Source organism: Burkholderia cepacia ATCC 25416 (assembly GCF_001411495.1).
Taxonomy (GTDB): domain Bacteria; phylum Pseudomonadota; class Gammaproteobacteria; order Burkholderiales; family Burkholderiaceae; genus Burkholderia; species Burkholderia cepacia.
In genome coordinates this window covers 1,926,386-1,939,408 of the sequence record NZ_CP012982.1, presented here as the reverse complement: position 1 = coordinate 1,939,408, position 13,023 = coordinate 1,926,386, and the positions used below count along the sequence as shown (strand labels likewise).

At 66.7% G+C, this 13,023-nt stretch carries 12 protein-coding genes; 5 read left to right on the top strand and 7 right to left on the bottom strand.

The genetic code is table 11. The features are described 5' to 3' along the window. Positions 1-12: 12 nt before the first annotated feature. From APZ15_RS26000 to APZ15_RS25985, 4 genes are all read right to left on the bottom strand, one after another. On the bottom strand, positions 13-417 hold the full coding sequence (locus APZ15_RS26000) for a hypothetical protein (protein WP_021160608.1): 405 nt from the start codon (positions 415-417) through the stop codon (positions 13-15). A 260-nt stretch (positions 418-677) separates the two neighbouring features. After that, positions 678-2,270 (bottom strand): DHA2 family efflux MFS transporter permease subunit, encoded by a 1,593-nt coding sequence (locus APZ15_RS25995; RefSeq protein ID WP_027789998.1) that lies wholly within the window; start codon positions 2,268-2,270, stop codon positions 678-680. Further along, positions 2,267-3,385: an HlyD family secretion protein gene (locus APZ15_RS25990; protein ID WP_027789999.1), complete on the bottom strand. Its 1,119-nt coding sequence runs from the start codon at positions 3,383-3,385 to the stop codon at positions 2,267-2,269. Before APZ15_RS25990 ends, APZ15_RS25995 begins: the two co-directional genes overlap by 4 nt. 47 nt (positions 3,386-3,432) lie before the next feature. Then, complete coding sequence (locus tag APZ15_RS25985) at positions 3,433-4,953, bottom strand: efflux transporter outer membrane subunit (protein WP_049097637.1); 1,521 nt, start codon at positions 4,951-4,953, stop codon at positions 3,433-3,435. A gap of 98 nt (positions 4,954-5,051) precedes the next feature. On the opposite strand from APZ15_RS25985, the gene APZ15_RS25980 reads away from it, so the two are divergent. Together APZ15_RS25980 and APZ15_RS25975 are read left to right on the top strand one after the other, a co-directional pair. Continuing rightward, complete coding sequence (locus APZ15_RS25980) at positions 5,052-5,825, top strand: AraC family transcriptional regulator (protein ID WP_027790000.1); 774 nt, start codon at positions 5,052-5,054, stop codon at positions 5,823-5,825. Between the two features lie 102 nt (positions 5,826-5,927). Then, positions 5,928-6,995: a LysR family transcriptional regulator gene (locus tag APZ15_RS25975; RefSeq protein WP_027790001.1), complete on the top strand. Its 1,068-nt coding sequence runs from the start codon at positions 5,928-5,930 to the stop codon at positions 6,993-6,995. Here the strand turns inward: APZ15_RS25975 and leuA are convergent. Next, complete coding sequence (leuA, locus tag APZ15_RS25970; protein WP_034196100.1) at positions 6,913-8,622, bottom strand: 2-isopropylmalate synthase; 1,710 nt, start codon at positions 8,620-8,622, stop codon at positions 6,913-6,915. The two genes, APZ15_RS25975 and leuA, sit on opposite strands and share 83 nt — an antisense overlap. Before the next feature lie 945 nt (positions 8,623-9,567). Here leuA and APZ15_RS25965 point away from each other — a divergent pair. The 3 genes from APZ15_RS25965 (at position 9,568) to APZ15_RS25955 (ending at position 11,902) form a co-directional block, all read left to right on the top strand. Then, the gene (locus APZ15_RS25965) at positions 9,568-9,957 is read left to right on the top strand and encodes a fucose-binding lectin II (RefSeq protein ID WP_027790003.1); all 390 of its coding nucleotides are present in this window, start codon (positions 9,568-9,570) and stop codon (positions 9,955-9,957) included. Between the two features lie 124 nt (positions 9,958-10,081). Next, complete coding sequence (locus APZ15_RS25960; RefSeq protein ID WP_027790004.1) at positions 10,082-10,903, top strand: fucose-binding lectin II; 822 nt, start codon at positions 10,082-10,084, stop codon at positions 10,901-10,903. A 153-nt stretch (positions 10,904-11,056) separates the two neighbouring features. Then, positions 11,057-11,902 carry an AraC family transcriptional regulator gene (locus APZ15_RS25955; protein WP_027790005.1) on the top strand — a complete coding sequence of 282 codons (846 nt, stop codon included), beginning with the start codon at positions 11,057-11,059 and terminating at the stop codon, positions 11,900-11,902. Between the two features lie 186 nt (positions 11,903-12,088). Here APZ15_RS25955 and APZ15_RS25950 read toward each other — a convergent pair whose 3' ends face one another. Together APZ15_RS25950 and APZ15_RS25945 are read right to left on the bottom strand one after the other, a co-directional pair. Continuing rightward, positions 12,089-12,421, bottom strand: coding sequence for a helix-turn-helix domain-containing protein (locus APZ15_RS25950; RefSeq protein ID WP_027790006.1), 333 nt, complete (start codon positions 12,419-12,421; stop codon positions 12,089-12,091). Next, positions 12,414-12,746 carry a type II toxin-antitoxin system RelE/ParE family toxin gene (locus APZ15_RS25945; protein WP_027790007.1) on the bottom strand — a complete coding sequence of 111 codons (333 nt, stop codon included), beginning with the start codon at positions 12,744-12,746 and terminating at the stop codon, positions 12,414-12,416. Before APZ15_RS25945 ends, APZ15_RS25950 begins: the two co-directional genes overlap by 8 nt. Positions 12,747-13,023: the final 277 nt, after the last annotated feature.

Genomic DNA, 13,023 nt, shown 5'->3' with positions numbered 1-13,023 from the left:
CGGACCTGACGGTCAGGGGCGCGACAACACCATCACACGACCCGACACGCGCTGCAGCTTCAGCCAGCCCGTGTCGGCCGTAAATTGAAGCTGCTGCAGCGGAAAATCGAACTCCGCGCGCTGCGCGGCGCTGATCACCGCATCGGCGATCCAGCGGATCAGTTCCTTGCCTTCGTCGGTCGTCTGGTGGCCGTTCTGGACACCATAGAAATAGCGGTTCCCGGCGTTGACCTCGTTCTGAACCTGCATCCAGTGCCCCGGCAGGCCCCGCTGCGTCCTGAACAGGTCGGCCACCCGCTGCGTCGTCAGTCCGCGCGCCCACAATGCGCCGTTCACGGCGGGGCGCGCCAGGTTGTGGCGATCGGCTTCCTGGGCTTGCTCCTTGATGTCGCCTTTCAGGGAATCGGGTTTCGTCATGACGCTTTCCTCGCGATGGGCCCGACAAAGGGCCGGTTGAATGGACAAGGACCACGGAGAGGAGGGGCCTGAAGCGCGGATCTGCGCGACCCTGGCGTCCGTGGCCACCACGAACGACAGGCCGGCGACATGCGCCGGCCTGGCTCACGATATCGGCCGCAGGCCGGTCGTCCCGCCTGCGCCGGGTGAACGATACGCCCATTGCAGGAATTCTTCGCCTGTCAGGTATGTCAGGCTTCGATATCGGGCGTCCGTCCCCATCACGCTGTCCTTTTCCCCTTCAACAGGAACGCCGCCGCCGTACATCCGACCATCGCAACACCCGCGATCAGGAACGTATCGCTGTACGCCATCAACAGCGCCTCACGCATCACGCGCTGGTTCACGAGCGCGAGCGCCAGCTCGTTCACGCCGCCGGTCGCCGAACCCGGCAACGCATCGGCACGCGGCACATGCACGCGCGACAGCAGCCGCACCAGCATCGCCATCCGCTCCTGAAACGCTTCCGAGAACGGCGTCACGGCCTCGCCGATCCGCATCGCATGCAGCTTCTGCCGCTCGACGACGATCTGGCTCGCCACCGCGATGCCGATCGCACCGCCGACGTTGCGCACCATGTTGAACACGCCGGACGCCGAACCGAGCTGCGCCTTCTCGATCCCGTCGACGGCCATCACCGACAGCGCGATCACGACGAGCGACTGCCCGATCCCGCGCACGACGAGCGACGGCACGATCACGTTCGACGCAGCGTCGGCGGTCAGGTGGATGTTCATCAGGCAGCCGGCCGCGACGAGCACGAAACCAAGCACGATCGTCGCGCGCGGGCTCGTGCGGCGCATCAGCGGCGGCGTCAGGAACGACATCACGAACTGCACGAGCCCGTACGGGATCATCGCGAGGCCGATGTCGCGCGCGCTGTAGCCGTGCAGCTCCGCGAAGTAGTTCGGCACGAGGAACACGACGCCGAACACCACCGCGCCGAACAGGAACTGCATCAGGCTCGCGATCCCGAAGTTGTAGCGGCCGAGCAGCCGCAGGTTGATGAACGGCGCCTCGCGCCGCAGCTCGATCGCGACGAACGCGACGAGCCCCGCCACCGCGACGATCGACAGCTCGACGATCAGGTCGGACGCAAACCAGTCCTTGCGCCCGCCCTCCTCCAGCACGATCTGCAGCGCGCTCAAGCCGATCGCCATCGTCGCGATCCCGAACCAGTCGGCCTGCCGCAGCTTCGCCAACTGCACGGGCACCGGGCGGATCGCCCACGCGATCGCCGCGATCAGCGCGATCGCGGGCGGAATCTGCAGATAGAAGATCCAGCGCCACGAATACATGTCGGTGAGCCAGCCGCCGAGCGACGGGCCGGCCGCCTGCGCGACATTGTTCGCGACCGCGAACAGCGCCATCCCGAGCGGATGCTTCGACGGTGGCAGCTCGGTGACGATCAGCTGGAACGACAGCGGAATCAGCACGCCGCCGAACGCGCCCTGCAGCGCGCGCGCGACGATCATCGTCGAAATGGTCGGCGCGACCGAGCACGCGATCGAGAACGCGAGGAACCCCGTTGCGCCGACGAGCAGCACGCGGCGCGCGGAGAACACCTGCACGAGCCAGCCGGTGAGCGGAATCACGACGATCTCGGCAACGAGGTACGCGGTCGAGATCCACGAGCCTTCCTCGAAGCTCGCGCCCAGCGACCCGCGGATGTCGGGCAGCGACGCGTTCGTCACGTGCACGTTCATCCCCGCCATGAAGCAGCCGAACACGCCGCCGAGCACCGCGACCCACGCGCGCAGCGAGACGGTTTCGTCGTGCGCGGCCTGCGCGCCCCGCGATGCCGCGGCCGTCACGATCCGGCTCCCGGCGTGCCGCGCGTATCGACGCGCGCGATCACCGACATGCCGGGCCTCAGGACGAGGCCCGGCGGCGGCGCATCGAGGCGGATCTTCACGGGTACGCGCTGCACGATTTTCGTGAAGTTGCCGGTCGCATTGTCGGGCGGCAGCAGCGCGAATTCGGCGCCCGAGCCCGGGGCGAGCCCGAGCACGCGGCCGTGCAGCGTGCGGCCCGAGTAGGTATCGACGTCGATCTCGACCGGCTGCCCGTCGCGCATCGCGCCGAGCTGCGTCTCCTTGAAGTTCGCGACGACGTACACGTCGCGCAGCGGCACGACCGCGAGCAACGGCATCCCGACCTCGACGTACTGGCCCGCACGCACCGCCCGCTGGCCGATCGTGCCGTCGCGGGTCGCGCGGATCACCGTGTGCTCGAGATCGAGTTGCGCCAGCGCGAGCTTCGCGCGGGACGCCGCGAGCCGCGCACGCGCCTGCTCGATCGCGGCCGTGCCTTGGGCACGGCGCCGGCGCAACACCGTCTGCTGGTCGTCCTGCGCGCGCACGGCCGCACCGGCGCGCGCCAGTTCCGCGCGCGCCTTCAGCGCATCGGCGTGCGCCTGTTCCCAGCGCTGCCCGCTGGCGGCCGATTCGGCGAGCAACTGCTTGTAGCGCGCCGCATCCGCGTCGCGCCGGGTCGCCTCGGCACGCGCGGCGGCCGCGTCGGCCTGCGCCTGCTCGATCACGCTGCGCTGCTGGCCGACCTGCGCGTCGAGCGTCGCGGCCGCGGCTTCCTCGGCCTGCAACGTCGCATCGGCGGCGGCAACGGCCGCCTGCGCGTCGTCGAGCTTCGCGCGATAGTCGCGATCGTCGAGCATGACGAGCACGTCGCCGCGCTTCACGGGCTGGTTGTCGTCGACGGCCACGCGTGCGACATAACCGGCCACCCGCGGGCTGACGGTCACGATGTCGGCGCGCACGTAGGCATCGTCGGTATGCTCGATGAAGCGGCCGACCGTCCACCAGCGCCAGCCGAACCCGGCCAGCACGATGACGGTGATGAAGGCGCCGGCGGCGATCCAGTGGCGCCGCGCGAAACGGGCGGATTTCTCGGGTACGGCTGTGGTGCTCATGATCGGAATCGGAATGGTCGAGTGCGTGCGGATTCACGAACGGCCTGTCAGGGCCCGTTCACGTCAATAACGGGCTTGCGCTGGCCCTGACGCTGCCAGCCGCCCCCCAGTGCCTTGAAGACGGCAACCTGATCGAGCGCGACCTGCTGCGTCGACGCGGCCAGCGCCGCATCGACCGCGACGAGGCTGCGCTGCGCGTCGAGCACGCCGAGAAAATCCAGCGCGCCCGCGTCGTAGTTCAGTTCCGCGAGCCGGAAAGCGCGCGCGTGCTCGGCGCGCGCGGTTTCGAGCGCGGCCTTGTGGCGCCACTCGGCACCGTATCGCGCGAGCGCCTGTTCGGTTTCCTTCAGCGCGCGCAGCACCTGCGCGTCGAACGACGCGCGAGCGGCGGCATCGTCCGCGCGTGCCTGTGCGAGCTGCGCGCGGCTCGCCGCGAGATTCGGAAAGCGCCAGGTAATCAGCGGCCCGACGCCCCACGCGATCGCGTACTTGTCGCCGAGCGACGACGGATCGCCGGTCGTCGACAGCCAGTTCACCGACCCGCCGAGCACGATCGACGGATACAGCTCGGCCGTGGCGGCACCGATCCGCGCGTTCGACGCGGCGAGCCGGCGCTCGCTTTCGCGCAGGTCGGGCCGGCGCCGGAGCAGCGCGGCGCCATCGCCGACCGGAAACGGCCGCGCCAGTGCCGGCGTCGCATGGCAGCGCGCGGCCGCGTCGGGGATCGCGCCGGGCGCGTGCCCGGTCAGCACCGCCAGCTCATACAACGCGGCGCGGCGCGCGCCAGTCAGCGCCGGCAGTTCGGCACGCGTATCGTCGGCAAACGCGCGCGATCGCGCGACTTCCAGATCGGACACGAGACCGTGCGTGCGCTGCCGTGCGGTCAGCGCGGCGAGGCGGTCGGCGATCGCGACCGAACGCTCGGCCACGTCGATCCGCTCGCCGTACGCGCACGCCTGCGCGTAGGCGGCTGTCGTCTCGGCGGCCACCGTGACGCGCATCGCATCCGATGCCGCCTGCACGGCCTCCGAATCGGCGCGCGCGGCATCGACGAGATGGCCGACACGCCCCCACAGATCGACTTCCCACGACAACGCGAACGACGGCGCGAATCCCCGGCGCGTACGTGCATCGGTGCCCTTCGCGCTCGCGACGATCTGGTCGGGCGCATGCTTGCCGTAGTCGACGCCGAAGCCGGCCGTCGTATCGGGCAATCGCGCGGCGCCCGCTTCGTCGAGCACGGCGCGCGCCCGCTCGACGCGCGCCGCGGCCACCGCGAGATCGCGGTTTTGCGCGAGCGCTTCGCGCACGAGTGCGTCCAGCGCCGGATCGTCGAACAGTTGCCACCAGCGATCGGGCAACGCGCCGCCCGGCGCGACGGGCGCATCCGCCGCGGCATCGAACGGCGCGCGATGTGCCGCATCGATCGACGGCGGGCGATACGGCTCGCCGACGGAGCATGCGCCCAGCATCGCCGCGCTCAGCAGCGTGGCGGCGATGCGCGGCGCGCAAGACGAGGCGGCAACGGGTAAATCGAAGGAAAGCGAAGCAAGGAAGGAGGCGCGCATCGTGCGGTGGCAGTCGAACAAACGATGGGCCTATGGTAATTTCGGCACATTCAGTCGATCTCGCGCGCAAAGCGCATTCGTCGTCGAGAAAAGGACAAGTGGATCCATTTTTCAGCGCGCTCGAGCGCAAGGACAAGCACAAGCAGATCGCGGTCGCCGTGTCCGACGCGGCGTCCGGCGTCTTGTATCCGCCGCATTCGCACCGGCACGGCCAGCTGATTCACGCGATCTCCGGCGTGATGCTCGTGCATGCGGATGCCGGCAGCTGGGTCGTGCCGACCGGGCGCGCGGTGTGGGTGCCGGCCGGCACGCAGCACGAGATCCGGATGGCCGGCGACGTGCAGATGCGCTCGGTGTTCGTCGCGCGCGAAGTGCGGCCGAGCCTGCCGGGCGAGTGCCGCGTGATCGAGGTCGGCACGTTGCTGCGCGAACTGATCGTGACCGCGTGCGAACTGCCGGCCGACTACGACCTTTCGCATCGCGCGGGACGCGTGCTCGCGCTGATCCTCGACGAAATCGAAATCGCGCCGCTGCTGTCGCTGCATGTGCCGATGCCGCGCCATCCGGCACTCGCCGCGCTGTGCACGCAGCTGGTCAACGACCCGTCGTTGGCCGTCACGCTGCAGTCGTGGGCGCGCGATGCGCACATGAACGAGCGCACGCTCGCACGCACGTTCAAGCGCGAGACGGGCATGACGCACGGCGCATGGTGCCGCCATGCGCGATTGCTGCTGAGCCTGCCGCGCCTCGCGGCCGGCACGCCGATCCTCGAACTCGCGCTCGAGCACGGCTACGACAGCCCGAGCGCGTTCGCGGCGATGTTCCGCAAGGCGCTCGGCGTGCCGCCGAGCGAATACTTCCGACGGCGATAAACAGCGCTGTCCGTTTCGCGACGATCGAGCGCTGCCGCGCGTGCGCGGCGCAACGTGTGGCCCGCTACAGTGGCGGCATCGCACGACACTCGCGCTCCGCCGATGGATCTGATTCAACGCATGCAGGTTTTCGTCACGCTCGCCGACGCGGGAACCTTCACCGAAACCGGCAAGCGGCTCAACCTCACGACCGCGTATGTCAGCCGCGCGATCGCGTCGCTCGAAACGCATCTCGGCATCCGGCTGCTGAACCGCACGACGCGCTCGATGTGCCTGACCGAAGCCGGTGAACGCTATCTGGCCCGCGCACGCGACATCACGCTCGCAGTGGACGCGAGCGAACGCGAAGCGCGCGGCGCGCGGCTGCATCCGTACGGACGACTGCGCGCGCACTGCAGCGCCAGCATCGCGAACCGTTTCGTGATTCCGCTGGTCGCGCGCTTCCAGGCGCGTTATCCGGAAGTCAGCGTCGATTTGACGCTCGCACCGCACGTGCCCGACCTGATCCGCGGCAGCTACGACGTCGCCATCATCGCAATGCCGAACCTGCCGAACTCCGATCAGGTCGCGATCGATGTCGGGCGAATCGGCAGCGTGCTGTGCGCGGCACCCGCGTATGTCGCGCATCACGGCATGCCGGATACGCCGCGCGCGCTCGTGCGGCATCGCTGCCTGCAGCTGGTCGCACCGGCCTACCCGGCGGGTGAATGGGCACTGACGCGCGGTGCGGATGCGGAAACGGTCGCGTTCGAGCCGGCGATGACGGCCGACGTCGCGGCATCGCTCGCGATCGCGGTGCGGGAAGGGGCGGGAATCGGCCTGCTGCCGGAATTCGTCGCGGCGGACGATCTGCGTTCAGGCGCGCTGGTGCGCGTGCTGCCCGATTACCGGGCGGACGACGTGGGCGTGTTTCTGGTGTATCCGTCACGCCGGCACATCGACGCGAAGACGCGCGCGTGGGTGGATTTCATGAAGGTGGAACTGCGCGATGCGCTTGCCGGGCCGCGCAGCGGCCACCGGGACGGCCACCAAGGCGGCGGCGACGCGACCGCGCCGGACACCGCCGGCGCAGCCGCCACGACGCCGCTTACGCGACAGCCTTCACCGCGGAATGCGCGCCAAAAAACGTCGCCTGCACCGCTTCGTCCGCACGCGCATACGCGCGGTTGACACCGCTGATCACCGCGCGGATCGACGCGGTCGTCAGGTTCGCGTCGATGCCGACGCCGAACGCGCTGCCGCGCACGCCCGACCCGGCCAGCTCCGCGATCGCGATCGCCTTCGCATCGGCGCCTTGCGACAGCGCGCGCTCCTCGTAGTGCTGGATGCGCAGCGGCGTACGCAGCGCATGCATCAGCGCGTCGAGCGGGCCGTTGCCTTCACCGCGCAGCACGCGGCGCTCGCCGTGCACGTCGGCGGTCAGCACGATCGTCTCGCGGCCGTCGCGTTCGCTCAGCTCATGGCCGACATAACGCAGCGGCGCATCGCCTTCCACGTATTCCTGCTGAAACAGCGACCAGATCTGCGCGCTCGTCACCTCGAGCCCGCTGTCGTCGGTCAGGCGCTGCACGGCCGCGCTGAAGTCGACCTGCAGGCGGCGCGGCAGCGCGACGCCATAGCTCTGCTCGAGCAGGTACGCGATACCGCCCTTGCCCGACTGGCTGTTCACGCGAATGATCGAGTCGTACGTGCGGCCGACATCGCTCGGATCGATCGGCAGATACGGCATTTCCCATACGGCGTCGGGTTTCTGTACCGCGAAGCCCTTCTTGATCGCGTCCTGATGCGAGCCGGAGAACGCGGTGAACACGAGGTCGCCGACATACGGATGGCGCGGATGGATCGGCAACTGCGTGCATTCCTCGGACGTGCGCGCGACTTCGTTGATCTGCGAGAAATCGAGGCCCGGATCGACGCCCTGCGAGTAGAGGTTCAGCGCGAGCGTGACGAGATCGACGTTACCGGTGCGCTCGCCGTTGCCGAACAGGCAGCCCTCGATCCGGTCCGCACCGGCCATCACCGCGAGCTCGGCCGCCGCGACCGCGGTGCCTCGGTCGTTGTGCGGATGCACGGACACGATCAGCGCGTCGCGGCGCGCGAGGTTGCGGTGCATCCATTCGATCTGGTCCGCGTAGAAGTTCGGCGTGCCGACTTCGACCGTGGCGGGCAGGTTCACGATCGCCTTGTGCTCCGGCGTCGGCTGCCAGACGTCGAACACGGCATCACAGACTTCCTTCGCGAAATCCAGCTCGGTCGCCGTGAAGGTTTCCGGGCTGTATTGCAGCGTGAAATGCGTGTCGGTCGCGGCGTCGGCGAAGCGCTTGATCGTGCGCGCCGCGTTCACCGCGAGTGCCTTCACGCCGTCGCGGTCGAGGCCGAACACGATCTTGCGGAATTCCGGCGCGGTCGCGTTGTACAGGTGAACGATCGCGCGCTTCGCGCCGCGCAGCGAGTCGAAGGTACGCTCGATCAGGTCGTCGCGGGCCTGCGTGAGCACCTCGATCGTCACGTCGTCGGGAATGTGGCCGCCTTCGATCAGTTCGCGCACGAAGTTGAAGTCGGTCTCCGACGCCGACGGAAACGCGACCTCGATCTCCTTGAAGCCGATCGCGACCAGCATCTTGAACATCCGCATCTTGCGCGCCGCGTCCATCGGCTCGAACAGCGACTGGTTGCCGTCGCGCAGGTCGGTGCTCATCCAGATCGGCGCTTGCGTGATCGTGCGCGTCGGCCACATGCGGTTCGGCAGGTTGACGGGCGTGAACGGTCGGTACTTCGTCGCGGGGTTCTTCAGCATCATGATGTTCGGTCCTCGGTCGGTGGGTCGGGAAACCGCTGCGCGATGGCCATCAGTCGTGGTGGCAGGCTGCGCGCACAGCGGTGAAAACGGTGGAAAGCGGCACAACGGCAAAGCGGTACGGCGAACGACGGCCTTGGCGGTTGAGCGACCGGGACGGAGCGGAACGATTCGGAAGAAAGACGAACTCAGGCGCCGGTCGACAACCGGGGCCAGGTCGATGATGCGGGGGAAATCTGGCGCTTCAGGAAAGAAGCAGATGGAAAGCGCGCAGCCGCAGACCCAGCCCGGAGAAACGGGCTAGTAGTCGTAGCGAGAAGAGGGGCTGGGCGGCTTGCATGGCCGGAATCAAATCACAGGGTGACGGGGGCTGTCAACGGGCCGGGCGCAAATGACGCCGAATTTGATCGCTCAGAATCAGTCCTGTCCGATAGGCGTCGCGCAGCCCCGTCGATATGCTTCTTGGGTGCGGCGCCGGTGGAGCCCTGTTCACGTTCGGAGTGAGTGGGTCAATCCACTTCGCCGGTTGCCGCACCCCATTTCCATCGCGATCGGGTTTCGGCGCGGGCGTTCGGTGGTGGCCGGTGGGCGCGGCCATGACCGAGATGCTGATGTTGAAACGAACGCTGCCATATGCGAACGCCGAACGTCCGCGCCCAAGCCCGATTGCTGTCGCCTCCCCTGCCTCCCCGCCGGCGTTATCGCGCATCGTTCAGAAAAGCGATATGGGCGCCGATATAGTTTCTCGAATATCTGCAAATAGCGCCAATTAAACACGCTTCATTAAATCGATTAACCTTGGTTTTCGATTTACTGAACAATAGCCATTCCTCGGCGAATATTTTCTGATTTATTTTTCGGCATGCTCGATGCGTCGCATTTCAAACGGCAAACGTTTGCGCGACACAGCTCCAAGCCTTACCCATCATTCCTCAGGAGGAGAGCATGGCCGATTCTCAAACGTCTTCCAATCGCGCCGGCGAGTTTTCGATTCCGCCGAATACCGATTTCCGCGCGATTTTCTTCGCGAATGCCGCCGAGCAGCAGCACATCAAGCTGTTCATCGGCGACAGCAAGGAACCCGCCGCGTATCACAAGCTGACGACGCGCGACGGCCCGCGTGAAGCGACGCTGAATTCCGGCAACGGCAAGATCCGCTTCGAAGTGTCGGTGAACGGCAAGCCGTCAGCCACCGACGCGCGCCTCGCGCCGATCAACGGCAAGAAATCGGACGGCTCGCCGTACACGGTCAACTTCGGGATCGTCGTGTCGGAAGACGGCCACGACAGCGACTACAACGACGGCATCGTCGTGCTCCAGTGGCCGATCGGCTGACCTGACGCACGGCCGACGACCGACCACCGCCGGCCGCCTCCGGGCCGGCCGGCGGTTGGGCACCGCATTCAGCGGCGCCTCGCGCCGCACTCCACAGAAACCCGTCCTACCAACGGAGACATCCATGCCCCTCCTTTCGGCTTCGATCATCAGTGCACCCGTGGCGACCTCGGAGACCTACGTCGACATCCCGGGCCTGTACATCGACATCGCCAAGGCAGAGATTCGAAACGGGAAACTGCAGGTCATCCTCAACGTGCCGACGCCGTACGCGACCGGCAACAACTTCCCCGGCATCTATTTCGCGATCGCGACCGACAAGGGCGTCGTCGCGGACGGCTGCTTCACCTATTCGTCGAAGGTGCCCGAAAGCACCGGGCGCATGCCGTTCACGCTCGTCGCGACGATCGACGTCGGCACCGGCGTCACGTTCGTGAAGGGCCAGTGGAAAAGCGTGCGCGGCAGCGCGATGCATATCGACTCGTACGCGAGCCTGTCCGCGATCGGGGAAACGGCGGCGGCGTCGCCGTCGCCCGCCGGCGGCGGCAACGAAACCGGTGCGGAGGGCGGCAGCGGTGCCGGCAGCATCGGCGGCGGCGAGCGCGACGGCACGTTCAACCTGCCGCCGAACATCAAGTTCGGCGTCACCGCGCTCACCAACGCGGCGAACGACCAGACGATCGACATCTACGTCGACGACAACCCGAAACCGGCCGCCACGTTCAAGGGTGCCGGCGCGCAGGACCAGAACCTCGGCACCAAGGTGCTCGATTCCGGCAAGGGACGCGTGCGCGTGATCGTGATGGCGAACGGCAAGCCGTCGCGGCTCGGCTCGCGGCAGGTCGATATCTTCAAGAAGTCGTATTTCGGGATCGTCGGCTCGGAAGACGGCGCCGACGACGACTACAACGACGGCATCGTGTTCCTGAACTGGCCGCTGGGCTGAGTCACACCGCCCTGCCCGCCGTCGCCACGCCGCCCGGCGTGGCGATCTGTTCGAGTGCGTCAGCCGGCGCACGCCCCGCCCGCGCCGCAAGAACGATCAAATGCCCCCGGCGCCGATACCATATAGTCCGCCCGACACACTCATTGGCACGCCATGAATCCGGTAGGACAAGCACTCTGGTTTATCGAAACCAAACTGGACACGGAACTGACGCTCGACAGGATCTCCGCCAGTTGCGACATGTCTCGCTTCGGCTTCTCGCGCCTGTTCTCGATGAATACCGGCTGGCCGGTCATGCGCTACGTGCGGTCGCGGCGGCTCACGCGCGCGGCACGCGCACTCGCGCAAGGCGCGCCGGACATCCTGCACGTGGCGCTCGATGCCGGCTATGGCTCCCATGAGGCGTTCACGCGCGCCTTCCGCGATCTCTTCGGCGTCACGCCCGAGGACGTGCGGGCACGGCGCACCCTCGACGGATTGTCTCTTGTGGAGCCGCTGCGCATGAAAGAACTGAAGATCATCGACGTGAGGCCGTCGCGCTTCGAAACCGCCGGCAAGCGGTTGATCGCGGGCATGAGCGACCGCTATACGTTTGACACCAACGAAGGGATTCCGGCGCTCTGGCAAGCGTTCATCCCATACATTGGTACCCTTCCCGGCCAGGTCGGCGACGTGACGTACGGCGTGTGCTGCAACCCCGATGCGGACGGCAGCTTCGAATACATCGCGGGCGTGGAAGTCACGAGCCGCGACCGAGTGCCCGCGCCGTTTCGCTGGGTCGAACTGGCGCCACAGCGGTACGCGGTGTTCGAACACGCCGGGCATGTCTCGACATTGCACCAGACCTTCTACAGCATCTGGAACGGCTGGCTGCCGACGTCGGGATTCAAGGCGGTGGACGCACCCGAGTTCGAGCGCTACAGCGGCGACTACGATCCGGTGACGGGCGCCGGCGTGCTGGAAATCTGGTTGCCGGTCGAACCTGTGGCGTTAACGTGAACGAACGTGACAAACAATCGAACCACGCTGATTCTGCAGCCAATGTGTTCGACTACGAAGTGCCCACACGATGAACCGGACGGGCTGCAGTTTCTCGAGGTGCGGGATTCACAGTCAGGATCGTGGCCGCGTATGCGGTCTCCCGACGAAGTTCGTTTGCGAAATCAGCGCCTGACGCCAGCGTGTTCATGCGAACGAAATGACGAGCTTCTTGCCGCACGCTGCGGCGTACTTGCGCAGCGTCGCAAACGACGGCGAGTGCTTCTCGCTCGAAAACGAAGCTTCGAGCCTCGATACGGCCGACGTCGTGGTGCCCATTCGTTCGGCGACCTGAGCCTGAGTCAGGCCCGCATCCTTGCGCGCGTCGAGCAACGCACGAAGCGCGGTGAACTCCTCTTCCAGTGCATCGTATTCCGCCTTGATGGCCGGATCGGTGAGCAGACGTGCGGTGTCTTCGGCAGTGTGTCGGACCGGTGCATACCGCTCCTCGCTTGTATGTGCGGGGCGAGCCTTAGCCATTGTTACGTACCTCCTTCATTCGCCTGCGGGCGATTTGCAACTCGTCGTTGGGTGTTTCCTGCGTCTTCTTGACGAAGGAATGCAGGACGACGAGTTCATATCCCACCCGGATGCAATAGAACACACGCCCGATGCCTTCACGGCCTCGCGGGCGCAATTCAAACAATCCTTCCCCCATCGCGCGCGAATACGGCATCCGCAGATCCGCACCGTGTTCTTCCATCGCCTCGATCAGTCGGAGGTAGCCAGCCAGAATGCCCTTGGGCAAAGCGAACACATCACGCTTTACCCGTTCGTCGTAGTACAGGATCGTCCACTTCTTCATCGCGATATTAGCAAATTTGCTAACTCCCGTCAAACCTGTCGAGTCCTTCCGGTCGGCGCGCTCCGGGCACGTGACCATCCGCATGTATTGCGACTCCTGCGACAAAGCGACATGCCCGCTGCCGGCCACGCGCCCCGATCAGGTACCTCTCGTCAGGCCAGGTGAACCGGGTATCCGGCTTCCGTTTGTCAATTCGTCTTCTACACGCTTCCTTCAGACTCTAAGGCGACGTCTTTGCGATTCGTCAGTTAACCAAACGATCTAATTCCCACATTGC